Raw genomic sequence first — 26,883 nt, 5'->3', positions numbered from 1 at the left:
CGCGGTGCCGGTGCGCGGTGCCGGTGCGCGGTGCCGGTGCGCGGTGGGCGCGCGGCGGGCGCGCCCGTGCAGCCCGGTCAGCCCGGGTCCCTCTGCATAACTCCTGCAGATTCGCGCCGCGACGGATGCGCATCCGCGGAATTCCGGGGCCGGCCCAGGCCGGCGAGACCGAATTGCATGAGTTATGCAGCGGTGCGCTCGGCCACCGGGGGGGCTAACTCAGGAAAACCGGGTGCGATGGGCACCCGGCACCCGGATCAGTGCGGCGACGTACGGATGCCGCGGCGGATCTCCTGAGTTAGCCGCACGGGCCGGTCGGCGAGGCGCCCGCCCGGCGAGGCGAGGCGACCCGCCGCTCCGCCGCTCCGCCGACCCGCTGCTCCGCCGGCGAACCCGCCCTGCGACTACCCGGCGAAGGGGTCCGGGGTGAGGGTGTACTTCGTGGAGAGGTATTCGTGGATGCCCTCGAGTCCGCCCTCACGGCCCAGACCGGACTGCTTGACCCCGCCGAACGGAGCCGCCGCGTTGGAGACGACACCGAGGTTGAGGCCCATCATGCCCGTCTGCAGGCGCTCGATCATCCGCTGGCCGCGGGCCAGGTCCTGGGTGAACACATAGCTGACCAGCCCGTATTCGGTGTCGTTGGCGATGCGCACGGCGTCGTCCTCGTCCACGAACGGGGTGATCGCCAGGACCGGTCCGAAGATCTCCTCGTGCAGGATGTTGCTGCCCGGCGTGACGCCGGAGATCACGGTGGGCTGGTAGAAGGTTCCGATGCCGTCGATGGCGGAGCCGCCGGTGAGGAGCGTCGCGCCCCGGTCCACGGCATCCTGGACCAGCGCGTCAGCCTTGGCGACCGCGGCCTCGTTGATCAACGGGCCGATGTTGACACCGGCCTCGGTGCCGCGTCCCACCGTGAAGTCGTTGACGCGCTCGGTGACCCGGCGGGCGAACTCCTCCGCGATCGACTCGTGCACGATGAACCGGTTCGCTGCCGTGCAGGCCTGGCCCACGTTGCGGAACTTGGCGGCGATCGCGCCTTCGACGGCCTTGTCCAGGTCGGCGTCCTCGAACACGACGAACGGGGCGTTGCCACCGAGTTCCATCGAGGTGCGCAGCACGCCCTGCGCGGACTGCTGGATCAGCTTCTGGCCGACCGGCGTGGAGCCCGTGAAGCTGAGCTTGCGCAGTCGGGGGTCGGCGATGATCGGGTCGGACACCGCGCCCGAGGTCGACGTCGTGATGACGTTCACGACGCCGGCCGGGAGTCCGACCTCCTCAAGCAGTTTCACGAAGTAGAGGGTGGTCAACGGGGTGAGCGCGGCCGGCTTGATCACGACGGTGCAGCCCGCGGCGAGCGCCGGGGCGATCTTGCGGGTCGCCATCGCGAGCGGGAAGTTCCAGGGGGTGATCAGGAAGCACGGCCCGACCGGGTGCTGGGACACGATCATGCGGCCCGTGCCCTCGGGGTTGGTGCCGTAACGGCCCGTGACGCGCACGGCCTCCTCGCTGAACCAGCGCAGGAACTCGCCGCCGTAGGCCACCTCGCCGTATGCCTCGGAGAGCGGCTTGCCCATCTCGATCGTCATCAGCAGGGCGAATTCGTGCTTGCGCTCCTGCATCAGGTCGAAGGCCCGGCGCAGGATCTCGCCGCGAACGCGCGGCGGGGTGGCGGCCCAGCTGGCCTGCGCGTCGACGGCGGCGTCGAGGGCGGCGGCGCCATCCGCGACCCCGGCGCTGGCAATGGTCTTGATGACCTTGCCGGTGGCCGGGTCGTGCACAGTGAGGGTCGCCCCGTCGGCGGCCGGCACCCACTCGCCGTTGATGAACAGTTCGTTGGGAACGTGCTGGAGCAGCTCCGCTTCGGTCACGTGCGTCATTGGTTCTCCCATGGTCGTGTCTTCCCGTCGGTTGACGGTGAAATTCTATCCAAGCCACCGGCTCCGGGTGCGTCCCGGGATTCCGGAGCGCGGCGCATCCGTCGGCCGGCCGCCGGCGCGTCGCCCGGCAGTCAGGTTCCGAACAGGGGCAGCAGCATCCCGCCGGCCATCATCGTCATCGCGAGCGCCATGCTCACGTGCTGGGCTGCCTCCAGCCTGTCAGCAACCGCGATCCCCCGCGACCCCGCCGCGCGCCGCGCCGACCGAACGGCGCTGACCGCCAGGGCGACGGATGCCGCGGCCGCCAGACCGCCGAGCAGCAGTCCGCCCGCTCCGGACAGCGCCAGGCCGTGCCCGCCGTGTGCCGCCGCGTGCACCGCGCTGTGCACCACGCCGTGCAGCACGCCGTCGCTGGCGGGGCTGCCCGCGGCGACCAGCCCCGCCGGGCCGGATGCGGTGACGGATGCGACGGTACCGGCACCTGTACCAGTAGCGGCCGGCAGCATGGCGACCCACATCACGGCCATCAGCAGCAGGGCTGTGGCATGGTGCGCGGCCGCGACTCGCCGTCGCCGGTCGAGCAGGGCCAGCAGCGCCGCGGCGACCATCAGCGCGACCCAGGCCAGCGGGTGCAACCCGGGCGTCCCCGGCAGGACCATGTCCACGGTCGAGGCCGCCATGAGCACCATGGCGGGCACGGCCACGAGGGTGCGGCCGGGTCCGCGCAGCGCGGCCAGCGCGCACACGACGCCCAGGCCGGCCGCCACGATGGCAGCGACCACGCACACGGACACGGACACCCAGATCGCACTCATTAGACCCCAAGATAGGGCGGTCTCGCCCGGGAGTCTTGCCTGTCGGCGCACGGATCCAGGGCGCCAGCGCACGGGTGTCTCACTCGTCCGGAGTTCCAGCGCGCCAGCGCGCCAGCGCACGCGTGTCTCACTCACCCGGAGTTCCGGCGCGCCAGCGCACGGTGGCCAACTCAGGAGATTCGCCATGAGACCCGGTTGCCGCCGCACTCGTCCGGGCGGAATCGGCCGCCCGCGACCGAATCTCCTGAGTTAGCCCCGGGAGGCAACGCATAACTCCTGCAATTCGGCCTCCGCCGCGGCAGGGTCCCCCGGAAATCCGCGGAAGTTGCTGCGCGGCCCGGCAATCTGCAGGAGTTAGCACGGGCGAAGGTTACGGGAGGTGGGAGGAGGCATGGGCGAGGGCGAGCGCGAGGGCATGGGCGCGGGCGAGGGCATGGGCGACGGCATGGGCGAGGGCGACGAGAACGCGGGGCCGCGGGGCCGCGGGTGCAAGAATGGCGACGTGTCGACGCCAACGAGTGAGATCAGCCAGCCCGCTGCGAAAGCGGTGCCGCATTCGCAGACCCTGTCCCGCGGCATCCGTGTGCTGGAGATTCTGGCGGACTCCGACACGCCCCTGACCATCGCCGAGGTGGCCGCCGCCCTCGGCGTGCACCGCTCGATCGCCTATCGAATCCTGCGCACGCTCGAAGACCACGGGGTCGTGATCCGGGATGCCGCCGGCGCGGTCCGACTCGGCCCGAGGATGGCCGCACTCGCCCGCGGCGTCTCCCGGGGCCTGCAGTCCGCGGCGCTGCCCGAACTGACGAGCGTCGCCAACGACCTAGGCATGACGGCGTTCGTCGCCGTGCTCGACCGGCGGGAGGTCGTCACCCTGGTCAGCGTCGAACCCAGGCAGGCGCATGCGACGGTCGCGCAGCGCCCGGGCACGCGGCATCCGCTCGATCGCGGGGCGCCGGCCATCGCCATCCAGTCGGTGCTCTCCGCTGACGAGTGGGCCGGGCTGGGCGACGAGGCGCGCCGCAGCGAGGCGCACGCCGTGCGAGAACGGGGCTTCGCCACCAGCCACGACGAGGTCATCCCGGGGCTGGCGTCGGTCGCCGTGCCGCTGACGGTTCCGGGCGAGGCGCCGGCAGCCCTCGCCGTGGTCTACCTCGGCACCGGGCGCAGCGCCGCCGAGATCGGCGCCCGGCTCACGGCTGCGGCCGCCGCCATCACCGCCGACCTGCGTTAGGCGCCCAGACTTCCAGCGGCCCGGTCCCGCGGCATCCCGCAGCATCCGGTCNGCCGCCGCCATCACCGCCGACCTGCGTTAGGCGCCCAGACTTCCAGCGGCCCGGTCCCGCGGCATCCCGCAGCATCCGGTCGGGGCCCGCGCCCTCGACCGGCATTCCGCCCGGCACGCCCGGCACGCCCGGCACGCCCGGCACGCCCGGCACGCCCGGCACGCCCGCCCGCAGCATCCGGTCGGGGTCCGCCCCGTCGACCGGCATTCCGCCCGGCACGGCCAGCGGCCCGCACACCCCGCCGGGCTACCGGCCGCCCCAGGCCACCTCGCCCAGAATCCCCTTTGGATAATATACGATCTGTGATACCGTTCTGGAATCGCGCGAGATCGCGCATGAACCCGCAGTGAATTGCAGCTGACACAGCACTCACACAGCACAGACCGCAGTGAAATACGAAGGAGTATTCCATGGCATTGACGACCGATCACACCCAGGCCGAGAACAGGACGAACGCCAAACGGCGCGAGGAACGCCGCGTCCTGGCCGGCACGATGGTGGGCACCACCATCGAGTGGTACGACTTCTTCATCTACGCGCAGGCGGCCGGCCTCGTGCTGGCCGGGCTGTACTTCGCCCCGCTCGCCAATGACAACGCCGGTCTGGCGCAGCTGATCGCCTGGGCGTCCCTCGGCATCAGCTTCCTGTTCCGCCCGCTGGGCGCCGTGGTCGCCGGGCACCTGGGCGACCGCCTCGGCCGCAAGGCCATGCTCGTGCTCACCCTCGTCATCATGGGCGCGGCCACCGCGCTGATCGGCCTTCTGCCGACCTTCGAGCAGATCGGCGTCTGGGCACCGATCCTGCTCATCCTGCTGCGCATCCTGCAGGGCTTCTCGGCCGGCGGCGAGTGGGGCGGAGCCGCGCTGATGAGCGTCGAGCACGCCCCGGTCAACCGCCGCGGATTCTTCGGGGCCTACCCGCAGATCGGCGTGCCGACCGGACTCATCCTGGCGACCGGCGTGATGCTGCTCGTCACCTCCTCGATGAACGAGGAAGCCTTCCTCTCCTGGGGCTGGCGCATCCCGTTCCTCGTCTCCCTGCTGCTGATCATCGTCGGCTTCGTCATCCGCCGCTCCGTCGACGAAAGCCCCGTCTTCCAGGAGATGCAGGACCGCAAGAAGGAATCGGCCGCCCCGCTGCGCCAGCTCTTCTCCGACCACTGGCGCCAGGTCATCCTGACCGCCCTGATCTTCATCGCCAACAACGCGGCCGGTTACCTCCTGATCGCGTTCTTCTCCTCCTACGCCACGAAGCCGGTCGAGGCCGGCGGCCTGGGCATGGAACGCTCCCCGGTGCTGCTCGCCAGCACCATCGCCGCCGTGTTCTGGCTCGCGTCGACGATGTTCGGCGGCATCCTCTCCGACCGGATCGGCCGCATCCGCACCTTCCAGTTCGGCTACGGCTGGCTGTTCATCTGGGCGATCCCGATGTTCCTGCTGATCGACACCGGCAACATCCTCTGGTTCACGGTCGCGCTCGTGGTCCTGGCCAGCGGCCTCGGCTTCTCCTACGGACCGCAGGCCGCCCTGTACGCGGAGATGTTCCCGGCCCAGGTGCGCTACTCCGGCGTCTCCATCGGCTACGCCCTCGGCGCCATCCTCGGCGGCGCCTTCGCCCCGCTGATCGCACAGCTGCTGCTGGACGAGACCAGCTGGTCCCCGTCGATCGGCATCTACATCATGGTGCTCGCCACCATCTCCTTCATCGCCGTGACCGCGGTGAAGGAGACCCGCGGAGTGCCGCTCGGCATCTCCCAGCACGACTAGACCCGACCAGCACGACTAGACCCGACCAGCACCACCCGCACCACCCGCACCACCCGCACCACCCGCACCACCCGCACCACCCGCACCACCCGCACGACCAGACGCGACACACGCCAGCACGACGAGAAGGGCCGCCGCACTTGACGACATCACCCACATCCGCCAGCACCCTCGGGACGCCGGGCAAGATCATCGCCCTGCACCTGAACTACCCGAGCCGGGCCGCCCAGCGCGGCCGCACACCCAGCCAGCCGTCCTATTTCCTCAAGCCGGCGTCGTCGCTCAGTTCCAGCGGCGCGCCGGTCGAGCGGCCGGCCGGATGCGAGTTGCTGGTGTTCGAGGGCGAGATCGCGCTGGTCATCGGGCGCCGCACCCGCGGCGTCCCACCCGAGGACGGCTGGGCGGCGGTCTCCCACGTCACGGCGGCCAACGACTTCGGCGTGTACGACCTGCGCCACGCGGACAAGGGCTCGAACCTGCGCTCGAAGGGCGGGGACGGTTTCACCCCGGTCGGCCCGGCGCTGCTGTCGGCGCAGGACCTCGACCCGGCCGCGCTGCGCATCCGCACCTGGGTGAACGGCACCCTCGCCCAGGAGGACACGACCGCCGACCTGCTCTTCGGGTTCGGCCGGCTCGTGGCCGACCTGTCCCAGCTGATCACCCTCGAACCCGGCGACCTGATCCTCACCGGCACGCCCGCCGGATCCTCGGTGGTCGTGCCCGGCGACACGGTCGAGGTCGAAGTGGATGCCCCGGGCGCGCCGGGAGCGCCGAGCACCGGCCGCCTGGTCAGCCCGATCACGGCGGGATCGGTGCCGTTTCAGGACTTCGGGGCGAAGCCGCTGGTCGACGATCTGCAGCGCACCGAGGCCTGGGGGTCGGCCGAGGCGGCCGGGCTCGCACCGGCATCCGTCGCCGCGCCGGCGTTCGACCTCACGGCCGAGCTGAAGGCCCGGATCAACAGCGTCGGCACCGCCACCCTCAGCGCCCAGTTGCGCAAGAGGGGCCTCAACGCCGTGTCGATCGACGGCCTGGGGTCCACCCGGCCGGACGCCCGCCTGGTCGGCCGGGCCCGCACCCTGCGGTACATCCCGGCCCGGGAGGACCTGTTCGAGTCGCACGGCGGCGGGTACAACGCCCAGAAGCGCGCGTTCGACTCGCTCGGCACCGACGACGTGCTCGTGATCGAGGCCCGCGGCGAGCTGGGCACGGGCACGGTCGGCGACATTCTGGCCCTGCGCGCCCAGGTGCGCGGCGCCGCCGGGATCGTGACGGATGGCGGCGTGCGCGACCTCGCGGCCGTCACCGCCCTCTCCATCCCCACTTACCACGCCGGACCGCACCCGGCCGTGCTCGGACGCCGGCACGTGCCGTGGGACACCGACCTGACCATCGCCTGCGGCGGCGCCTCCGTGCAGCCCGGCGACGTGATCGTGGGCGACGCGGACGGGGTGCTCGTGATCCCGCCGCACCTGGTCGAGGAGGTCGTGGCCGCCGCCATCGTGCAGGAGCACGAGGAGACGTTCATCGCCGCCATGGTCGCGGCCGGGCACGGCGTCGACGGGCTCTACCCGATGAACGCGGACTGGAAGGCGCGCTTCCGGGACTGGGCGAAGGAGCAGGCATGACGATCTCGACCGGCGCCCAGACCACGGATGCGTCCCTGAGCAAGGCGCAGCTCGCCCACCAGTGGATCCGGGAGCGCATCACCGACGGCAGCTTCAGCCCGGGCTACCGCCTCGTGCTCGGGCAGATCGCCCGCGAGCTGGGCGTCAGCACGGTGCCGGTGCGGGAGGCCATCCGTTTGCTGGAGGCCGAAGGCCTGGTCACGTTCGAGCGCAACATCGGCGCCCAGGTGGCCATGCTCGACGCCACCGAATACGTCTACACGATGCAGACCCTCGGCCTGGTCGAGGGCTACGCCACGGCGCTGTCCGCGCCGCTGATGGACGCGGACACGCTCGAACGCGCCCGGCTGATCAACGCGGAGATGGCCGACTGCCTGGACCACTTCGACCCGGTCAGTTTCACCCGGCTCAACCGCGACTTCCACTCGGCCCTGTTCGAGGCGTGCCCGAACGCGCACGTCCTCGATCTGGTGCACCGCGGCTGGAGCCGGCTCGGCACCCTGCGCGAATCGACGTTCAGTTTCGTGCCCGGCCGCGCCCAGGAGTCGGTCGCCGAACACGCGGCCCTGCTCGACCTGATCGAGAACGGGGCCGACCCCCTGCAGGTCGAACTCGCCGCGCGCAACCACCGGCTCGGCACCCTCGACGCCTTCCTGGCCCGGCAGCACCCCGCCGCCGCCGCATCCGCAGCAGCACCCGCACCCGCACCCGCACCCGCACCCGCACCCGCCTAACCCACCTCTACCTGTGCCCGTTCCGGTCGAGAGTGCCCGTTGCACCGGTCACTCTCGACCGGAACGGGCACACTCACCGGGTCTTGAACGACTTGACCACACTTGCTCCGAAGGGAAAAACAATGAAGTTCCGCACCGACCCGAGCCAGATCAAGGGCTCCATCGCGCCGCTGATGAGCCCGTTCACCGCCGACGGCGCCGTCGACCACGCCGGACTCACCAACCTGGTGAACTGGCAGCTCGCCTCCGGCACCCACGGCATCTCGCTCGGCGGCTCCACCGGCGAGCCGAGCTCGCAGACCATCGCCGAGCGCGCCGCCGCCATCCGCACGGTCGCCGCCGCGATCGGCGACCGGGTGCCCTTCATGCCCGGCACCGGTTCCGCCAAGCTCGACGAGACCCTCGAGCTGACCGCCGCGGCCCGGGACGCCGGCGTCGACGCCGCCCTGATCATCACCCCCTACTACGCCCGGCCCACCCAGGAAGCCCTCTACGTCTGGTACAAGACCGTCGCCGAGGAGTTCCCGGACCTGCCGATCGTGGCCTACAACGTGCCCAGCCGCACCGCCGTGGACATCGCCCCGGAGACCATCAATCGGCTCTACCGCGACTTCGACAACTTCGTCGGCGTCAAGGAGACCACCAAGGACTTCGAGCACTTCTCCCGGGTGCTGCAACTCTGCGGCCCCGAGCTGCTGGTCTGGAGCGGCATCGAACTGCTCTGCCTGCCCCTGATGGCCCTCGGCGGCATCGGCTACATCAGCGCCACCAGCAACATCGCGCCGGTCGCGCACGTCGAGATGTACAACGCATGGATGGCCGGCGACATCGAGACGGCCCGCCGCATCCACTATGGCCTGCACCCCCTCGTCGACCTGCTCTTCGTCGAGACCAACCCGGCACCGGGCAAGTGGGTGCTCGAACAGCGCGGCCTGATCGAGAGCGGCTTCGTGCGCCCACCGCTGATCACCCCGACGGATGCGGGCATCGCGAAGATGAAGACGCTCCTGGCCGCCGGCGAACCGTACCTCTCCCCCGTCGACGGCTTTCAGGTCGCCGGCTTCACCCCGAAGGCGGCCTGAGCCATGACCGAGACAGTCCAGACAGCGCCAGCCACCGCAACGGCGACGGCGACCACGCCGGTCAGCCGGCACGTGCCCGAAAACCTGCCCACCCGCATCCAGCACTTCATCGGCGGACGCTTCGTCGACAGCGTCTCCGGGGCGACCTTCGATGTGCTCGACCCGGTGTCGAACCAGACCTACGCCACCGCCGCCGCCGGCCAGAAGGAAGACATCGACCTCGCCGTCGCCGCCGCGACCGAAGCCTTCGTCAACGGCCCGTGGCCCGGCATGAAGCCGCGCGAGCGCTCCCGCATCCTGAACAAGATCGCGGATGCCGTCGAGGCCCAGGACGCCCGCCTCGCCGAACTCGAGACGTTCGACACCGGCCTCCCGATCACCCAGGCCCTGGGCCAGGCGAAGCGCGCGGCGGAGAACTTCCGTTTCTTCGCCGACCTGATCGTGGCGCAGACCGACGACACCTACCAGGTGCCGGGCAGCCAGATCAACTACGTCTTCCGCAAGCCGGTCGGCGTGGCCGGACTGATCACCCCGTGGAACACCCCCTTCATGCTGGAGAGCTGGAAGCTCGCCCCCGCGCTGGCCTCCGGCTGCACGGTCGTGCTCAAGCCAGCCGAGTTCACGCCGCTGTCGGCGAGCCTGTGGGCCGAGATCTTCCGCGCCGCCGGGCTGCCCGACGGGGTGTTCAACCTGGTCAACGGGCTCGGTGAAGAGGCCGGCGACGCGCTGGTCAAGCATCCGGATGTCCCCCTCATCTCGTTCACCGGCGAGACGACCACGGGCCAGACCATCTACCGCAACTGCGCCGCGAACCTCAAGGGCATGTCGATGGAGCTCGGCGGCAAGTCCCCGGCCGTCGTCTTCGCCGACGCCGACCTCGATGCCGCGCTCGACTCGACCCTGTTCGGGGTGTTCTCGCTCAACGGCGAGCGCTGCACTGCCAGCAGCCGGATCCTGGTGGAACGCCCCATCTACGAGGACTTCTGCGACCGCTACGCGGCCCGCGCAGCCAACATCGTGGTCGGCGACCCGCACGATCCGAAGACCGAGGTCGGCGCGCTCGTGCACCCCGAGCACTACGCGAAGGTGATGAGCTACGTCGAGATCGGCAAGTCCGAGGGCCGGCTGCTCGCCGGTGGCGGTCGCCCGGAGAACCTGCCGGAGGGCAACTACGTCTCCCCGACCGTGTTCGCGGATGTCGCCCCGACCGCCCGCATCTTCCAGGAGGAGATCTTCGGACCCGTCGTGGCGATCACCCCGTTCGACACCGACGAGGAGGCCCTCGAGCTGGCCAACGGCGTCAAGTACGGCCTGGCCGCCTACATCTGGACCAGCAACCTCACCCGGGCGCACACCTTCGCGCAGTCGATCGAGGCCGGCATGGTCTGGCTCAACTCGCACAATGTGCGGGACCTGCGCACCCCGTTCGGCGGGGTGAAGGCCTCCGGTCTCGGCCACGAGGGCGGCTACCGGTCGATCGACTTCTACACCGAGCAGCAGGCCGTGCACGTGACCCTCGGGTCCGTGCACACCGCCCGCTTCGGCGCGCACTAACCCCCTTCCGATCGCGTGAGGGGTCCCATATCGACCTTCCTTGGCCCTGCGAAGGTCGATTTGGGACCCCTCACCTGATTCCCCGCCACTACGCCAAACGACTGAAACTCAACGAGGAGGATTCCATGACCACCACCCCCATCCCCACGCCCACCGCGACCCCGCCGGACATCCTGCGCTGCGCCTACATGGACATCGTCGTCACCGACCTGGCCCGCTCGCGCGCGTTCTACGTCGACGTGCTCGGCCTCGTCGTGACCGAGGAGAGCGACACCGAAATCTACCTGCGCAGCTTCGAGGAGTTCATCCACCACAACCTCGTGCTGCGCCAGGGCCCCGTCGCCGCCGTCGCCGCGATGGCGTTCCGGGTGCGCGCCCCCGAAGATGTGGGCCTGGCCGAGGCCTGGTACCAGGAGCTCGGCTGCCGCACCGAGCGCCGCACGAACGGGTTCGTCAAGGGCATCGGAGACTCCGTGCGGGTCGAGGACCCGCTCGGCTTCCCCTACGAGTTCTTCTACTCCGTGGAGCACGTCGAACGCCTCGCCTGGCGCTACGACCTGCAGGGCCCCGGCGCCCTGGTGCGCCTGGACCACTTCAACCAGGTCACCCCCGACGTGGGACGCGGCCGCGGCTACCTCGAGGACCTCGGCTTCCGGGTCACCGAAGACATCCAGGACGATGACGGCGTCACCTACGCGGCCTGGATGCGCCGCAAGGACACCGTGCACGACACCGCCCTGACCGGCGGCGACGGCCCGCGGATGCACCACATCGCCTTCTCCACGCACGAGAAGCACAACATCATCTACATCTGCGACAAGCTCGGCGCCCTGCGGATGTCCGACGTGATCGAGCGCGGCCCGGGCCGCCACGGCGTCTCGAACGCGTTCTACCTCTACCTGCGCGACCCCGACGGCCACCGGGTGGAGATCTACACGCAGGACTACTACACCGGCGACCCGGACAACCCCGTCGTCACCTGGGACGTGCACGACAACCAGCGCCGCGACTGGTGGGGCAACCCGGTCGTGCCCAGCTGGTACACGGATGCCTCGCTCGTGCTCGACCTGGACGGCAACCCGCAGCCGGTGATCGCCCGCACCGAGTCCAGCGAGATGGCCGTCACGGTCGGCGCCGACGGCTTCTCGTACACCCGTAAGGACGACGTCGAGCACGGCTTCAAGCTGGGCAACACGCTCTAGCGGCCCACTCCGGCCGCTCCCCGTCTCGTGAGTGTGCCCGTTCCGGTCGAGAGTGCCCGTTGGAACGGGCACTCTCGACCGGAACGGGCACTATCGGGGGCGGACTGCGGGCGGGTCAGACTCTGCGGAGAGGGTGGGGCGGAGCGGGTCAGCGGGTCAGACTGTGCGGAGCTCGCCGCGCACGATCGAGTCGCCGGAGTGCGCCGGGTTGCCGTCGTCGGGCTCGGCGGACACGTCGACCAGCGGGAACTCGGACAGGTCCACTCCGTCCGGAATGGCGAAGTGGCCACTGTCACCGTCGAGCAGGCCGATGCTGATCAGCCCGGACGCGTCCGACTTGATCAGCCACACTTCCCGGAGCCCGGCATCCGTCGCCCCGGTGACATCGACCACCACCTCGCGGTGGCCATCGGCCGTCTTCTCGACCTGGGCGACGCCGCTGGCCGTCCAGCCGGGGAACGGGTCCAGTTCGGCCGTCGCAATCACCGGTGCCGGGGCCTGTTGCCGGAGGGATTCCCACCAGATTCCGCCGCCGATTCCTCCGACGAGGCCGACGATTCCCGACGCCACCGCCACGGGCAGCCAGACCCGGCGACGACGGTGACGGGCGTGCGATCGCGACCCGGCCCCGATATCGGTGACGGATGCCGACTGTCCCGCCTGGTCAGGACCAGGGGTCGGTCCAGGCTCGGCTACGGCGGCGCGCTCGGGCTCGGGCTCGGCAGTTGCCGACGGCTCGGCTCTCGCTCCCGGCTCGGCAGGCTCTGCAGCTGCGGACGGCTCGGACTCCGCTCCCGGTTCGGCGAGCTCGGCCGGCTCGGCAGGTTCGGTGAGCGCGGCCGGCTCGGCCGGCTCGGCCGCCGAAGCGTAGTCGGCGAGCCGCGGCGACGCGGCAACGGCGTCGGTCAGGCCGAGTGCGGAGTGGATCCGCCCCCAGACCTGGTCGCCGGGCTCGACGAGTCGCACTGTGCGGACGGACCGGCCGACGGCCACCGTGTGCTGGAGCGAGATCAGTTCCAGGGCGCACTCGGGGCTTCGCCCGGGGCGGGGGTGCAGCCGGTGAGCAGCACGAGAGCCACAGCGAGCGCTGGGATGCTGCCCGCTGTGGCTCTCATGGTGTCTGTTCCTCGTCCGGCGGGTGTCAGCGGCGGGCGCCGGCGGCGCGGCGCATGCCGACAACGGCTGCGGCGACGAGCCCCATCATGAGGGCCGCGAAACCGCCGACCATCAGTCCGGTCGATTTGCCGGTCTGGTTGGTGGCGACGAGGCCGCCCTCACCGGCGGGGATGCTGTCCGGGTTCGAGTGGAGCCCGTTGATCGTCTGCACGGCGAGCGCCAGGTTTTTGTCGGTCAGGCTGCCCCAGGCGTAGACGATCGTGTTCGTGCCCTCGGCGACGTTGACGTCTGCCGGGCCGATCACCGGGTCGGTGGTTCCGGTCGCGGCGACGGCGGCCGAGATGGTGCCGGCCGGCAGCACGAGCATCGACTCGTTCGGGTTCACCAGATTGGTGATCGCCGCGGCGCCGTTGGCCAGGACGTCGACCGCGGGGGCGGCGGCCACGTGGCGAACCGTCAGACGGCCCTCACCGGCGGCGAGCTGCGAGATGTCGTTGGTGAACAGCGTCGCGGTGGGTTTGCCGTCCGCCTGGAGGTGAGCCGCGGCGGTGTAGTTCTTGCCGGCCTCGAGCGGAAGGTCCACCGGCCCGATCACGGGAGCGCTGGCATCCGTCGCATCGGATGCGGTGATGGCGACCTTGTAGGTGCCGGCGGCGAGATCGAGCGGGCCGGCGAGGTCGCCCGGCTTGAAGTCGTCGAGGGTGAGCTTGTCGTTCACGTAGACGTCGACGGTGAGGCCGGGAACTCCGTGCAGCACGGACAGCTTCGCGACGTCGTCGGCCGCCTGGGCCGGTGCGATACCGCCGAGCGCGACGAGGGCGCCGAGGGCCCCGGCCGTCATGCCGATCTTGAGGGACTTGTGCATCGTTTCCTCCTGCTTGGGTCTGTAAGGGGGGTCATTCTGGGGAGGGAATCTGTCCCTCTCTTACCCTTACTTCTCCCGCCAGCCCGAAAACGGATGCACATGCATAGAAAAACATTTCGGTGCGGCTGGATTTCGGTGCGGTCAGACGGATGCGTCCCGGGCGGCCGCGCGGTGCAGCGAGATGTCCCGGCGGAAGATGACCATGACCAGCCCCAGCGACACCGCCGACACGGCAGCCCCGCCCGCGAACATGACCTGGTAGCTGAGCCAGGGCTCGAGCAGGGACAGTCCCAGCGGCACGAAGAAGCCGAGGTAGGTGATGCCGTAGTAGACGGCGGTCAGCCGGGCCAGGTGGTCCGGCGGCGCGATCCGCTGCACCTCCTGCAGGCCCGACACCATCAGCAGGCCGTAGGCGGCGCCGAGGAGGGCCGCGGCCGGCAGGATCAGCCACAGCCGGGGCGGGTTCACGGCGACGGATGCGAGCAGCAAAGACCCAACGGTCAGCATCAGGGCGACCATGATGCCGCGGGCGTTGTGCCCCGCGGTGATGCGGTGGCTGAACAGTTGCAGGGACGCGCCCGCCACGAGTGCCACCACGCAGAGCAGGGCCGCGAACGCGACCGGCGCGGACGGGATCTGTCCGGCGGCCAGTGCGGGCAGCACGGCGTACGCGGTCGTGGCCGTTCCGAAGACCCAGGGTGCCACGGGCACGATCAGGAGCAGGAATCGCGGGTACGGGGAGGTGGCCGGGTGGGCCGCCGGCAGGGGGCGGGCCGCGATGCCCCGGCCCCGGGACTCCGGGGTGCGCAGCAGCAGCAGGCCGAACACCACGGCGATGACCGTGTGCGCGGCGTAGGGCAGCACGCCGGGGAAGGGGGCCCACTGGGCCAGCGCGCCGGAGCTCGCCGCCCCGAGGGCGAACCCGAGGGACAGCGCGATCGTCGCCCGCCGCGCCCCCGAGGCCCGGTCGGCCCGGAGGTCGAACGGTTTCGCGGACAGTTCCTTCACCCAGCTGGTGCCGACGGCCATGGCCAGGCCGAGGGCGACGCCGGAGAGGATGCGGCCGGCCAGCAGCATCGGCACGTTGCCCGCGGACAGCGCCAGCAGCACGCTCCCCCCGATCGCGATCCAGGGCGCGGGCAGCATCAGCGGCCGGCGGCCGAACCGGTCAGACAGCGGTCCGGCGATCAGCAGCGCCGGGATGATGCCGAGCACGTAGGCGCCGAGCAGCAGGTTCGCCAGCTGGTTCGAGAACCCGTCGGCCTGGCGGTACATCACCAGCAGCGGGGTGAACTCGTTGCCGCCCCAGGCGACCGCGAAGATCGCCGCCGCCGGTGCCAGCCAGTGCCGCCCGGCCGTCGAGCCCGCACCGGTGGTCGGGCCGGTCGAGACCGCGCCCATCGGCGTTTTTCGCGTCGCATCCTGGATGTCGGTTGTCATGACGGTCCCCCGGTCGGCATTCGGCGGCTTCGGCGGCGAGGCACGCATTGCCCACCCTACGGGAGGCAGCACGGCTCGCTTCGCCAGACGGCGGTGAACCAATCACTGGCGACGACGTCCCGTCGGGTGTACCGTTCCTTTAGCCGATCGACCCCGTCTACACCCCACGTTAATGGGAGTCTCCCGTGCGCCGTATGCCGAGCACCCTCTCCGTCGCCATTACCGCAGCCGTTGCCGCCGCCTCGATCCTCGGCCTGGCCGCCCCCGCCGCTGCGGCCGATCCGCTTACGTTCGCCGTCATCGGGGATGTCCCGTACGGCTCGACGCAGCTCAGCCAGCTCCCCACCGAGATCGCGAACATCAACGCAGACCCCGCGGTGCAAACCGTGTTCCATGTCGGCGACATCAGCAGTCCGCTGGACTGCTCCAATTCCTACTACTCCCTGATCAGGAACCATTTCAACACCTTCTCCGATCCGATGATGTACACCCCCGGCGACAATGAGTGGGCCGACTGCTCACGCGCCCTGGTCGGAGCCGGCAACCCGCTCGAGCGTCTGGCGGCGCTCCGCTCCATCTTCTTCCCGAACCCCGGCGTCACGCTCGGCCAGAACAAGATGGCGGTGACCGCACAGGCGGGCTACCCGGAGAACGTCACCTTCCAGCAGGGCGCCCTGACGTTCGCGATGCTGCACATCGTCGGCAGCAACAACGACCTCAACACCTGGTCCGGCTCATCCAGCGTGGGCACCGCCCAGAGGGACGAGGTCACCGCCCGAACGAACGCGGTCATCTCCGAGATCCACACCGCCGTCGCGAACGCGAAGGCCAACGGCAGCCGCGCGGTGGTCTTTCTCACCCAGGCGGATATGTTCATCCCGGGCACCGGGAACTCGACCTACAAGCAGGCGTTCCAGCCGATCGTGACGGCACTCGCGACGGACAGCCTCAGCTTCGGCAAGCCCGTCTTCCTGTTCAACGGCGACACTCACGGGTTCGTCAACGACCAGCCTCTCAACCGGACCGACAACAAGTGGACGTCCTTCTACGGCACGGTGAAGGTGCCGAACTTCACTCGCATCACCGTCCAGGGCGGAACGTCGGAATGGGCGAAGATATCGGTGGTCGGTACGCCGAACGTGCTGCAGATCCAGCGGATTCCGTACAGTTCGACCCCGCCGCCGCCGCCGGCGAACGTGGCGCCCGTGGCGGCGTTCTCCAGCACCGTGGCCGACCTCACCGCGTCGTTCGACGCGTCCGGATCGAGCGACTCGGACGGCACGATCGCGTCCTACTCGTGGGACTTCGGCGACGGCGCGACCGGCACCGGGGCAACGGCAAGCCACCCGTATGCCGCGGCGGGCACATACCAGGTGACCCTGACCGTTCAGGATAACGGCGGGGCGACCGGGACGATCACGCACGGCGTCACCGTCACCGACCCGGGCACCCCTCCGCCGCCTCCGCCTCCGCCTCCTCCGCCGCCGGCCGGAACCGCCTACGCGACGGACTCGTTCACCCGCACCGTGGCGAACGGGTTCGGCACCGCCGACACGGGTGGGGCCTGGACGACCAGCGGCACCGCCGCGAACTTCTCCGTCACCGGCGGCACCGGCACCATCGCCCTTCCCCGCGGCGCGAACCGATACGCCTACCTCACCGGGGTGTCCGCCACCGACACCGAGATGACGGCCACCGTTACGTTCAACCGGCCCGGATCCTCGAGTGCCTACGTGGGCCTGATCGGCCGCCGCGTGGGCACCGGCAGCTACGGCGCCCGGGCCGTCGTGAGCTCCGCCGGATCCGTTCAACTGCAACTCCAGCGCAGCACCGACACCGTGCTGCGCTCGGTCAGCGTGACCGGCCTCACCTTCAACTCCGGCGACCAGCTCCAGTTCCGGCTCCAGGTCACCGGCACCTCACCGACCACCATCCAGGCCAGGGTCTGGAAGACCGGCACGACCGAGCCCGGAGCCTGGCAGGCCAGCATCACCGACACCACCAGCGCACTCCAGACCGCCGGCTCCATCGGCCTCTACAGCTACCTCAGCAGCAGCAGCACCTCCACCAGCCTCCCCATCACCTTCGACAACCTCTCCGCCGGACCCACCGGCTGATCGCCGGCTCGTCGGGGGGCCGACCGAATTGGGTAGCTTTTCGGTGAGTCTCCGGATACTGTCCCCTGCGACGCCGTCCACCCGAACGGCGCGGGCTGCCGGCTACCCACCGGGGCTCCCACCTTCCATTGAAGGGTCATCCAATGACGGCTGGACGAGTGGCGCGCGGCGCCTCCATCGCTGTTGTTCTCGCCACGATCGCCGGATCGGTGCTCGTCGCCACCCCGGCATTCGCCGAACCCGGCGGGGTGGTGATCTCCGAGATCAATTACCACGCCGCCTCAGACCTGGACGCCGACGACTGGTTCGAGCTGACGAACACGTCCTCGAGCGCCATCGACGTCTCGGGCTGGACCATCACCGACGCCGTCACCGCGACGTTCCCCGCGGGGTCCACGATTCCCGCACACGGCTACTTCGTCGTGGCGGCCAATGCCGTCCAATTCCAGACGACCAACGGGTTCGCACCCAACGCCGTGTACGGCGCCTTGACGAAGTTGAAGAACAGCACCGGCATCATCACCGTGAAGGATGCCTCGGCGGCCACCGTCGACACGGTGACGTACTCCGACGCCGGCCTCCCCGGCTGGCCCGCGTCCCCCGACGGAACCGGACCGACGCTCGAGCTTAGCGACCTCCTCTCCGACAACACGCAGGCGGCCAGCTGGGGCGCCAGCGCCGTGAACCTCGGCACCCCCGGCAAGGTGAACTCGATCAACGGCGCGGGCCCAACCCCGGAAATCACCGAGGTCACCGCCACCCCGGCGCGCCCGGCACCCAACGAGCCCATCACCGTCTCGGCCCGGCTGAAGCCCGGATCGAGTGCGAACCTCGTCTACAAGGTCATGTTCGGCGCGGACGCCTCCCTCCCGTTCCGCGACGATGCGGCTAGCCCGGGCGGAGCGGGTGACGGCGTCTACTCCGCCACCATCTCCGGCCAGGCTGCCGGCAATCTCGTCCGGTACCGGATCGAGGCCGACGCCGCGGGCGTCGCGTATTCCCTTCCCGCGGACGGTGCGTCGATCAGATACCTCGGCGTCGTCGTGACGTCGGGCGTCAGCACCCAGCTGCCGGTCATCGAGTGGTTCATGGCCGATTCCGTCTACAACGACATCCTCGCCAACCACCGGACGGACGACTTCCAGGGTGCGGCCGTGTGGTCGTACAACGGGCAGGTCATCGACAACGCGCTGATGAACGTGCGCGGAAACACCTCACGCACGGCCGCCAAGGTCAACTGGAAGGTCGAGCTCCCCAAGGGGTACACGTTCGACCTGGGCGGCGCGCTCCCGTACCCGCTCGACGAGTTCGCCCTCCAGAACTACTCCGACAACTTCGCCGACGTCTCCTGGGCGACCGTGCGTGCCGCCGGCAACCGCGGCCTCAACATCCTCCCCGTCCGCACCCAGCGGAACGGCGCCTTCTGGAGCCTCGGCCGCATCATGGAGACCATGGACGGCTCCTGGCGCGACGCCCAGGGCGTCAGCGACTGGGCGATCTACAAGGGCGATGCCGGAAGCCTCGGCGCGACGTCCTCCCCGGCCGTCCTCGAGGCGAACGCCTGGCTGGACAAGAAGACCCGAAAGAGCGAGGACTTCACGGATGCGTGGACCCTGTCCAACACGGTGGACGCCAACCCGTCCGCCGCGCAGCAGGCCTGGATCTACAAGAACGTGAACGTCCCCGAGCTCGTCAACTACATGGCGACCAACTCGATCATCCGCCACCAGGACAGCGGGTGGTACAACTGGTGGATCGCGCGCGACACCGCCGGCACCGGCCGTTGGGAGATGTGGCAGTGGGACCTCAACTGGACCTTCACCACGCCGGCCAGCGACGGCAAGGGACTGTTCCTGACCCCGGACACCTCCAATAACTTCACGCAGGCGATGCTCGCCTACCCCGAGATCAAGGAGATGTTCTACCGCCACCTCCGCACCCTGGCCGACCAGTTCCTCCCACCCGGCCAGTACGAGGCGCAGTGGGACGCGATCACGTCCAAGACGCAGGCCGACTGGAACCTCGACCGTGCCAAGTGGGGCGGTTACACTCCGGCGTCTGCCCGGACGGCCTTCCTCGCCGGCCTGGCCGACCGCCGCAACGCGATCAACAACAACACGGGCACCGGAAAGCCGGTCCCGACCTCACAGTCGGCGAACGCTGCCGTCGTGATCAACGAGATCATGCACAGCGCGGCGAACACCGGCGGCGACTGGCTGGAGCTCGCGAACCCGGGCACCACGGCGGTCGACATCTCGGGCTGGAAGATCAGTAACGGGGTCAACCTGACGATTCAGCCCGGCACGGTCATCCCGGCCGGCGGTCGCATGGTGTTCGTCGAAAACGACAAGGCCTTCAGTGCCGCGTACCCCACCGGGAACCGGCTGGTCGGCGGCGAGTTCGTCGGCGACCTCAGCGGCGACGGCGAGGCGCTCACCCTGATGAACGGCGCGAACGTCGTCGACACGGTGACCTACGGCGCGACCGCGCCGTGGCCGGCGGCAACCGGCGGCCCCTCCCTGGAGCTGGTGTCACCGACCGCGGACAACGCGGACCCGGCCAACTGGCGGGCGACCTCGACCACGGGCGGCACCCCCGGATTGGTGAACACCGCGGGTGGCACACCGACGAACACCCCGCCGACCGCCGCGTTCACCGCGACCCCGAACGGGCTCGGAGTGAGTGTGGACGGCTCCACGTCGAGCGACCCGAACGGATCCGTCACCGGCTACTCCTGGAACTGGGGCGATAACACCGCCGCGGGCACCGGGGTCACGGCGACCCACACCTACGCCACGGCCGGCACCTACACGGTGACGCTCACGGTGACGGACAACGGCGGCGCCACGGGCACGACCATACGCTCGGTCACCGTCGGGAGCGTCACACCCCCCGCGGGCACGGCGCTGGCGCAGGACTCGTTCACCCGGTCGAGCACCAACGGGTTCGGCACCGCCGAGACCGGTGGGGCATGGACCGTCAGCGGAACCGCGAGCAACTTCGCGGTGAGCGGCGGGACGGCGAACATCACACTGCCGCGGGGCAGCAACCGTTTCGCCTACCTGGCGTCGGTGTCCTCATCGGATACCGAGGTGCGGGCGACCGTGGGGTTCCCCCGACAGTCCGCGAGCAGCAACTACGTCGGCCTGATCGGCCGCCGGGTGGGCACCGCGACCTACGGGACACGAGCCGTCATCGGCGCCAATGGGTCGGTGCAGCTGCAGCTGGTGAGAAACACCGATATCCAGATGCGGGCGGTGACCGTCGCCGGTCTCACCTACGCCACCGGTGATCGGCTCCAGTTCAGGCTACAGGTGACGGGGACGTCTCCGACCACCATCCAGGCGAAGGTCTGGAAGGTGGGCACCGCGGAGCCGGCGAACTGGCAGGCCACCGTCACCGATGCGACCGCCGGACTGCAGTCGGCCGGCTCCATCGGCCTGTACAGCTACCTCAGCAGCTCCGCCACGCCGACCTCACTCGTCGTCTCCTTCGACGACCTGTGGGCCGGTGCGACGGGCTCGGCCCCGACGGAACCCCCGGCGACCAACGCCGCACCGACGGCGGAGTTCACCGGGACCCCCAACGGGCTTGCCGCGAGCTTCGACGGCAGCGCCTCGAAGGACTCGGACGGGACGGTCGCGTCCTACGCCTGGGACTTCGGCGACGGGACGACGGCCACCACCGCCACACCCACCACGAGCCACACCTACGGCGCGGGCAACACCTACCAGGTCAGTCTCATCGTGAAGGATGACAAGGGCGCAACGTCGGCCCCGGTCACCCACCCGGTGACCGTGACCGGGCCGGTCACGCCGCCGCCGCCGGGGCCGGCCGCCTTCGCCACTGACGCCTTCGGTCGCACCACGACCAACGGCTTCGGCAGCGCGGACACGGGCGGCGCCTGGACGGTGACCGGGACCGCTTCCGACTTCGCAGTGAACGGCGGAACGGGCACGGTCAACGTGGCGGCGGGGGCGATCCGCACGGCGGTCCTCGGGGGCGTGTCCTCGACGAGCACCGACCTCACTGCCTCGGTGGCGTTCCCCCGACCCACGGCGAGCAGCGTCTACGTGGGAGTGATCGGCCGGCAGGTCGGTACCAACTCCTACGGTGCGCGGGTCGTGGTGGGCACCACCGGGGCGGTCCAGCTCCAGCTGGTGCGCAACAACGATCAGCTGATCGGCTCCACGATTGCCACCGGTGTCACCCTCAACACCGGGGACCGGCTGCAGTTCCGGGTGCAGGTGACCGGGACGGCTCCGACCACCATCCAGGCGAAGGTCTGGAAGGCGGGGGCTGCCGAGCCGGCGACCTGGCAGGGAACGCAGACCGACAACACCGCGGGGCTGCAGTCCGCGGGATCCCTCGGGCTGTACACCTACCTGAGCCGCACCGGGATGCCGGCCCCGATGACCATCTCGTGGGACGACCTGCGGGCGGCGCCGACCGCCTGATCGGGTGGCTCAGACAGTGGTGGGCGGGCTACGGCTCGCCCACCACTTCTGTGTGCGCCTGAACGTGGAGCATGCATCCGCCCCGGCGATGACCTGGGCAGGGGCTCAGGCCAGGAACTCCAGCGCGGCCCGTTTGAACTCGCGGGAGGTGAGCGTGTTCACGTGGTCCCGGCCGGGCAGCTCGCGGTACTCGGATCCGCGCGCGCGGGCGAGGTCGGCCACCCCGGTGGGGATGGCGTCCGCGCCGCCGGCGACGTAGAGCACGGGGATCTCGGCGGGCACCTCGAGCGTGGCGCCGGCCACACCCAGCACGCAGGCCGCGAGGGCCTCACGGTCGGCGCCGGCTCTGAACGCCGAACCGAACACCGCCGCGATCGTCGGTTCGGTGGGGAGGGTGTCGTCGGCGACGAAGCGGCGCACGGCATCCGTGTCCCAGGTCTCGAACAGTTCGACCGGTCCCGCCCCGCCGAGAACCATGCGGCGCACCCGCTCCGGGGCCAGCCGGGCCAGGGCCGCGGCCACCCTCGCACCCATGGAATAGGCGACGACGTCGACCTGGTCCAGGCCGAGGGCGTCGAGCACGACGACGAGGTCGGCGGCGAGCTGCCGCGGCACGTAGTCGATGCCGCGATGCGGTTTGTCGCTGCGGCCGTGACCGCGCAGGTCCGGCGTGATCACGCCGCGCCCCGCGTCCTGCAGCGCCCGCACCCAGCCCGTGCCGGCCCAGGTGATCTCGGCCGTCGACGCGAACCCGTGCACCAGCAGGATGGGGCGCTCCCCCGGCGCGACGTCGTACGCAATGCGCACGCCGTCGAGGCGCCGGGCGTACGCCGTGTCCGCGGCCATGCCGATGCCGGCGCCGGCCCCCGAATCCGACCCGTTGGTTGAGCCTTCCCCGACCACGCCTAGTCGACCACGTCGGACGTGACGAGCACCGCACCGGCGTGGGCCAGTTCGGCCAGGGCCGCGTCGCTCGATTGCGGGGCGACGCCGGCCACGAGGTCGGTCAGCACCCGCAGGTGCTGCCCGTGCTCGAGCGCGTCCAGGCCGGAGGCACGCACGCAGTGGTCGGTGGCGAGGCCGACGATGTCGATGTCCGTCACGCCGTTGGCGATGAGCAGCTCGCCGGTCTTCTCCCCGCCCTCCGAGACGCCGTCGAAGATCGAGTAGCCGGGTCGGCCCTGGCCCTTGCGGATGTGGATGGTGGTATCGGGCAGCAACAACGACGGGTGGTACTCGGCGCCGGGGGTCCCGGCCACGCAGTGCACCGGCCAGGTGCCCGTGAAGTCGGGCTCGCCCGACAGGGCGAAGTGGCCGGCGTTGTCGCTGTCGGGGTCATGCCAGTCGCGGGACGCGAAGACGGCGTCGTAGGCATCCGGATGCGCCGCCAGCAGCGCACTCACTCCCGCGGCGACCGCAGACCCGCCCTCCACGGCGAGGGCACCGCCCTCGGTGAAGTCGTTCTGAACGTCGATGATGAACAGGGCCCTGGTCACGGGGTGGCTCCTTCGCTCGGCGGATGCGTCGATCAGCCGGTCAGTGGCTGACTGGTCAGGTGTTGGCTGGTTAGGTGTTGGCTGGTTAGGTGTTGGCTGGTCAGGTGTTCGACAGGTTGTCGCCGCAGCGGAAGAAGCCTGCGGTGATGGTGTCGAGCGCCTGCTTCGCATTATCGCTCACATCACCGAGCGCGTAAACGGCGAAGGTGAGCGGCGTGCCGTCGGCGGCGTGGATGATTCCCGAGAGCGTGTACCCGGTGTCGATCCAGCCGGTCTTGGCGAAGACGGCGCCGTCGGCGACCGCGTTCTCGCCCGTGAACCGGTCGCTGTAGGACAGCGATCCGCTGGGCCCGCCGGCCACGGGCAGACCGTCGAAGATGACCCCGAGGTTGCCCTCGCGGGCGTTGATCTTGATGAACAGGCGGGTCAGGTAGGACGGCGGCACGGCGTTGTCGTCGCTCAGTCCCGACCCGTCGGCGATCAGGATCCCCGAGGTGTCGAGGCCGTAGGGGGCGAGTCCGGCGACGGTGGACTGCTGCAGGGACTCGAACGTGTTGCCGGCCCCGGACTTGACCGCGACCAGGCGGGCGAGCATCTCCGCGAGCGCGTTGTCCGAGACGGTCAGGGACTGCTGGATGAGCGTCGACACCGGCTGCGACTGCACGGATGCGAGCTGGCGGGCGCCGGCCGGGGCCGTGCCACGGCTGACGCTGACACCGCCGCCCAGCTCGTCCGCGAAGGCCGCACCGGCCCGCCCGACCGGGTCGCCGCTGCGCGCGGAGGTGCTGCGCGAGGGGTTGTCCCGGTCGCCGTCGACCTGGAGCGCCGTGATCTCTGGCATGTAGCCGTCGGAGAGTTCCTTGCGGTCCCAGCTCGGGTCCCAGCCGGGGCCGCCGAACAGGGAGGAGTCGAGGATGAGGGAGGTGAGCGGCGGGTTCGCGGGGTCGGCCTGCCAGGCCGCGATGGTCTGGTCGGCCAGCTGGTCGAGATGGGCGGCCCCGGCGTACACGGATTCTTCGCCGGAGGGCGTGCGGGACAGGGTCAGGTCTCCCCCGCCGACGAGGACCACCGATCCCGGCGCGCTGCCGGCGACCACGGTCGTCGTGGCGCGGTAGTCGTGGCCGAGGACGCGGAGCGCGGCCGCGCTGGTCAGCACCTTGAGCACGCTGGCGGTGCGCGACGGGGTGTCGCCGCCGCGGTCGAAGAGCACCTCTCCGGTGGTCGCGTTGACGACCTGGGCCTGGAAGTTCGCGAGCCTCGGATCGGCGGCCAGGTCGGCGACGGAGCAGGTGCGCAGCGGGCTTGCCGCCGTGGCCGCGGTCGGCACCGGGCGGGCCGGCGGGGGCGCCTCGCTCGGAGCGGGCGTGCTCGTGGTCGTGCTTGTGCTGCTTCCGGCCGCCGCGGGTCGGAGAGGCGCCGGGGCGCCGGTGGCCGCGCTGGCGACAACGGCGCCGGTGCCGAGCAGCGCAAACAGGCCGGCAGCCGCCGCGATCCGGGTGGCGGTACGGTGCCGGGCGAAGAAAGCGGCGATCCCGGCGCGCGCTCGGGCAGGGCGGTTCAGCGGGGGATCCTGGTCTGACACCCCCGTACTTTACCGTCCCCCTACGAGTCAGGGTGAGTTGAGGCCAGTAGCTCAGAGCAAGTCCGCCGTTTGACGTAGGGCGAGAATCAGGAAGTCCCACCATGTCCAGCCCATCGTTGATCGCCGTGCGCGACGATAGTCCCATGAACAACAGCAGTCCTGGCCCCCGCGCGGGCGGCCCCACGCCCCGGCGGTCGTTCACGCCGAAGCAGAAACTTGACCACCTCGCCGCCTACGAGGACGCCATCTCCCGGAACGGCGGCGGCGCGTATCTGCGGGAGCAGGGCATCTATTCCTCCCAGATCACGGAGTGGCAAAAACTACGCGATGCCGGGGTGCTGCAGGGCAAGAAACCCGGGGAGAAGATCGGCCGGCTCACGCCCGAGCAGGCCGAGATCGCCCGGCTCCGCCGCCAACTTGAGTTGACGGAACGGAGGTTGGAAACGACGGGGGTGGCGTTGGAGATCATGTCAAAAATGCACGAGCTACTCGAAAATCTTTCGAAGAGCTCGCGGGACGAAACACCACACACGAAACCGTGATGACCACCTACCGCGACCTCACCAGCCACGGCATTCCGACGCGGACGGCCGCCAGCCTGGTCGGGTTACCGCGGGCGACCGCGACCCGGACACCCCGCACCCGGGCCGCCCGGCAGGTGGTGGTGCCGGCGAACCGGCTCGATGTCCTCGCGCGGGCCCGCATCCTGACTGTGGTGAACTCGGCCCGGTTCGTGGATTTGCCGCCGATCCAGATCTACGCGCAGCTGCTCGACGAGGGCGTGTATCTGGCGTCAATCTCAACGATCTACCGGGTATTGGCCGAGAACAAGCAGGTCAAGGAACGCCGCCGACTGGCCCGCCACCCGGCCCGCGCGATCCCAGAACTTGTCGCCACAGCCCCCGGCCAGGTCTATACGTGTTATGCCGACATTGTGATTATGCCGATGTTGGTCTCCGATCCCAGCTTCCAGGCGGGGACTGGGCTGAAAAGGTCGGCGTAATCAAGCGCAAGTACTTCGACGCCTACGTGATGATCGATATTTACTCCTGCTACATCGTCGGCGCGAAGGTCCATCCGGCGGAGTCCGCGGTCCTCGCCACCGAGATGATGACGGAGACCTTCTCCATCCATGGCACCCTGCAGGTCGTCCACGCCGACCGGGGCACGTCGATGACGAGCAAGACCGTCGCCGCGCTGCTCTCAGATCTGGAGGTCACCAAGTCGCATTCCCGGCCTCGGCGATGCCCGACGCACCCAGGATTACGTCGTCAAACGCACCAGCGAGGGCAAAGGCGAGAAGGAGATCATGCGCTGCCTCAAGCGCTACGTCGCCCGCGAAATATACCGCGTCCTGCAAAACCCACGGCTCGGCCTGCTAACCAACGACCTGCGTCCACGGCGCCTCGCATTGCACCTCACCCAGACCGCAGTAGCACTCGAGCTGAGCGCCTGGCCCAAAGCCATCTCGCGGATTGAACGCGGCGCCACCCAAGATCGAGTCCTTTCTGAGCGCTACCGCACATGGCTCAGTGAACAACCGAAAGTCAGCGCTTGACAACAATAGGAGCATCAAATTCCGCGCCCTGGTGCTGAAGGTCCGCGAGGGCGGCCGAGTCGCCAACGTCCACGCGCTCCTCGCGACGGGCGTGAACAAGGACGGGCACCGCGAGATCCTGGGCCTGCAGGTCACAAGCGCCGAAGACGGCGCCGGCTGGCTCGGCTTCTTCCGCGACCTGACCGCCCGTGGCCTCACCGGCGTGAAACTCGTCACCAGCGACGCGTATGCCGGCCTCGTGGCCGCGATCGGGGCGACCTTGCCCGGTGCGACCTGGCAGCGCTGCCGCACCCACTACGCCGCGA

The 26,883-nt window shown here is 70.1% G+C and carries 20 protein-coding genes and 2 pseudogenes; 13 read left to right on the top strand and 9 right to left on the bottom strand.

Annotated features, from left to right (window positions below; translation table 11 throughout):
• Positions 1–404 precede the first annotated feature (404 nt).
• Together E3T24_RS05075 and E3T24_RS05070 are read right to left on the bottom strand one after the other, a co-directional pair.
• Positions 405–1,880 carry an NAD-dependent succinate-semialdehyde dehydrogenase gene (locus E3T24_RS05075; protein ID WP_134366601.1) on the bottom strand — a complete coding sequence of 492 codons (1,476 nt, stop codon included), beginning with the start codon at positions 1,878–1,880 and terminating at the stop codon, positions 405–407.
• Positions 1,881–2,011: 131 nt separating this feature from the next.
• A complete protein-coding gene (locus tag E3T24_RS05070) occupies positions 2,012–2,695 on the bottom strand; it encodes a hypothetical protein (protein ID WP_134402514.1) in 684 nt (227 codons plus the stop codon).
• Between the two features lie 391 nt (positions 2,696–3,086).
• Between E3T24_RS05070 and E3T24_RS05060 the strand changes: the two genes are divergently transcribed.
• The 7 genes from E3T24_RS05060 (at position 3,087) to hpaD (ending at position 11,947) form a co-directional block, all read left to right on the top strand.
• Positions 3,087–3,929, top strand: a complete 843-nt coding sequence (locus E3T24_RS05060; RefSeq protein WP_241978624.1) for a helix-turn-helix domain-containing protein — start codon at positions 3,087–3,089, stop codon at positions 3,927–3,929.
• Positions 3,930–4,391: 462 nt separating this feature from the next.
• The gene (locus tag E3T24_RS05050) at positions 4,392–5,747 is read left to right on the top strand and encodes an MFS transporter (protein WP_134367297.1); all 1,356 of its coding nucleotides are present in this window, start codon (positions 4,392–4,394) and stop codon (positions 5,745–5,747) included.
• A 140-nt stretch (positions 5,748–5,887) separates the two neighbouring features.
• A complete protein-coding gene (locus E3T24_RS05045) occupies positions 5,888–7,375 on the top strand; it encodes a fumarylacetoacetate hydrolase family protein (protein WP_134367295.1) in 1,488 nt (495 codons plus the stop codon).
• Positions 7,372–8,109, top strand: a complete 738-nt coding sequence (locus E3T24_RS05040; RefSeq protein ID WP_134367293.1) for a GntR family transcriptional regulator — start codon at positions 7,372–7,374, stop codon at positions 8,107–8,109. Before E3T24_RS05045 ends, E3T24_RS05040 begins: the two co-directional genes overlap by 4 nt.
• 122 nt (positions 8,110–8,231) lie before the next feature.
• Positions 8,232–9,191, top strand: coding sequence for a 4-hydroxy-tetrahydrodipicolinate synthase (dapA, locus tag E3T24_RS05035; protein WP_134367291.1), 960 nt, complete (start codon positions 8,232–8,234; stop codon positions 9,189–9,191).
• A gap of 3 nt (positions 9,192–9,194) precedes the next feature.
• Entirely contained in the window at positions 9,195–10,745 is a 1,551-nt protein-coding gene (gene hpaE, locus E3T24_RS05030; RefSeq protein ID WP_134367289.1) for a 5-carboxymethyl-2-hydroxymuconate semialdehyde dehydrogenase, read from the top strand.
• A 125-nt stretch (positions 10,746–10,870) separates the two neighbouring features.
• Positions 10,871–11,947, top strand: a complete 1,077-nt coding sequence (gene hpaD, locus E3T24_RS05025) for a 3,4-dihydroxyphenylacetate 2,3-dioxygenase (protein WP_134367287.1) — start codon at positions 10,871–10,873, stop codon at positions 11,945–11,947.
• Positions 11,948–12,103: 156 nt separating this feature from the next.
• On the opposite strand, the gene E3T24_RS05020 is transcribed toward hpaD, so the two are convergent.
• The 3 genes from E3T24_RS05020 to E3T24_RS05010 form a co-directional block, all read right to left on the bottom strand.
• Complete coding sequence (locus E3T24_RS05020) at positions 12,104–12,913, bottom strand: anti-sigma factor (RefSeq protein WP_166789166.1); 810 nt, start codon at positions 12,911–12,913, stop codon at positions 12,104–12,106.
• Between the two features lie 175 nt (positions 12,914–13,088).
• The gene (locus tag E3T24_RS05015) at positions 13,089–13,928 is read right to left on the bottom strand and encodes a DUF4397 domain-containing protein (RefSeq protein WP_134367284.1); all 840 of its coding nucleotides are present in this window, start codon (positions 13,926–13,928) and stop codon (positions 13,089–13,091) included.
• 141 nt (positions 13,929–14,069) lie between these two features.
• Positions 14,070–15,368 (bottom strand): MFS transporter, encoded by a 1,299-nt coding sequence (locus E3T24_RS05010; RefSeq protein WP_241978623.1) that lies wholly within the window; start codon positions 15,366–15,368, stop codon positions 14,070–14,072.
• Positions 15,369–15,562: 194 nt separating this feature from the next.
• Here E3T24_RS05010 and E3T24_RS17640 point away from each other — a divergent pair, with 194 nt between their 5' ends.
• Positions 15,563–17,485: a PKD domain-containing protein gene (locus E3T24_RS17640; RefSeq protein WP_198416041.1), complete on the top strand. Its 1,923-nt coding sequence runs from the start codon at positions 15,563–15,565 to the stop codon at positions 17,483–17,485.
• A 143-nt stretch (positions 17,486–17,628) separates the two neighbouring features.
• Positions 17,629–21,942, top strand: coding sequence for a lamin tail domain-containing protein (locus E3T24_RS05000; protein ID WP_134409964.1), 4,314 nt, complete (start codon positions 17,629–17,631; stop codon positions 21,940–21,942).
• 105 nt (positions 21,943–22,047) lie between these two features.
• Here E3T24_RS05000 and E3T24_RS04995 read toward each other — a convergent pair whose 3' ends face one another.
• The 3 genes from E3T24_RS04995 to E3T24_RS04985 all read right to left on the bottom strand — a co-directional run bounded on the left by E3T24_RS04995 (position 22,048) and on the right by E3T24_RS04985 (position 25,020).
• Complete coding sequence (locus E3T24_RS04995) at positions 22,048–22,788, bottom strand: alpha/beta fold hydrolase (protein WP_241978622.1); 741 nt, start codon at positions 22,786–22,788, stop codon at positions 22,048–22,050.
• A gap of 59 nt (positions 22,789–22,847) precedes the next feature.
• Positions 22,848–23,438 (bottom strand): isochorismatase family protein, encoded by a 591-nt coding sequence (locus tag E3T24_RS04990; RefSeq protein WP_134367280.1) that lies wholly within the window; start codon positions 23,436–23,438, stop codon positions 22,848–22,850.
• A 100-nt stretch (positions 23,439–23,538) separates the two neighbouring features.
• On the bottom strand, positions 23,539–25,020 hold the full coding sequence (locus E3T24_RS04985) for a D-alanyl-D-alanine carboxypeptidase (RefSeq protein ID WP_241978621.1): 1,482 nt from the start codon (positions 25,018–25,020) through the stop codon (positions 23,539–23,541).
• A 116-nt stretch (positions 25,021–25,136) separates the two neighbouring features.
• On the opposite strand from E3T24_RS04985, the gene E3T24_RS04980 reads away from it, so the two are divergent.
• Positions 25,137–25,562 (top strand): hypothetical protein, encoded by a 426-nt coding sequence (locus tag E3T24_RS04980; RefSeq protein WP_134365946.1) that lies wholly within the window; start codon positions 25,137–25,139, stop codon positions 25,560–25,562.
• Positions 25,562–26,023 carry a hypothetical protein gene (locus tag E3T24_RS17245; protein ID WP_134402505.1) on the top strand — a complete coding sequence of 154 codons (462 nt, stop codon included), beginning with the start codon at positions 25,562–25,564 and terminating at the stop codon, positions 26,021–26,023. Before E3T24_RS04980 ends, E3T24_RS17245 begins: the two co-directional genes overlap by 1 nt.
• 49 nt (positions 26,024–26,072) lie before the next feature.
• Here E3T24_RS17245 and E3T24_RS17880 read toward each other — a convergent pair whose 3' ends face one another.
• Positions 26,073–26,240: a hypothetical protein gene (locus E3T24_RS17880; RefSeq protein ID WP_241978620.1), complete on the bottom strand. Its 168-nt coding sequence runs from the start codon at positions 26,238–26,240 to the stop codon at positions 26,073–26,075.
• 35 nt (positions 26,241–26,275) lie between these two features.
• Between E3T24_RS17880 and E3T24_RS17875 the strand changes: the two are divergent.
• Together E3T24_RS17875 and E3T24_RS04970 are read left to right on the top strand one after the other, a co-directional pair.
• Positions 26,276–26,383, top strand: a pseudogene (locus tag E3T24_RS17875) (IS110 family transposase); the annotation flags it as partial.
• Positions 26,384–26,603: 220 nt separating this feature from the next.
• Positions 26,604–26,883: pseudogene (locus tag E3T24_RS04970) on the top strand (transposase); the annotation flags it as partial.

This window comes from Cryobacterium sp. TmT2-59 (assembly GCF_004403545.1).
Classification (GTDB): Bacteria; Actinomycetota; Actinomycetes; order Actinomycetales; family Microbacteriaceae; genus Cryobacterium; species Cryobacterium shii.
The sequence above is the reverse complement of the archived record's forward strand: the minus strand, read 5'-3'. Positions and strand labels throughout refer to the sequence as shown.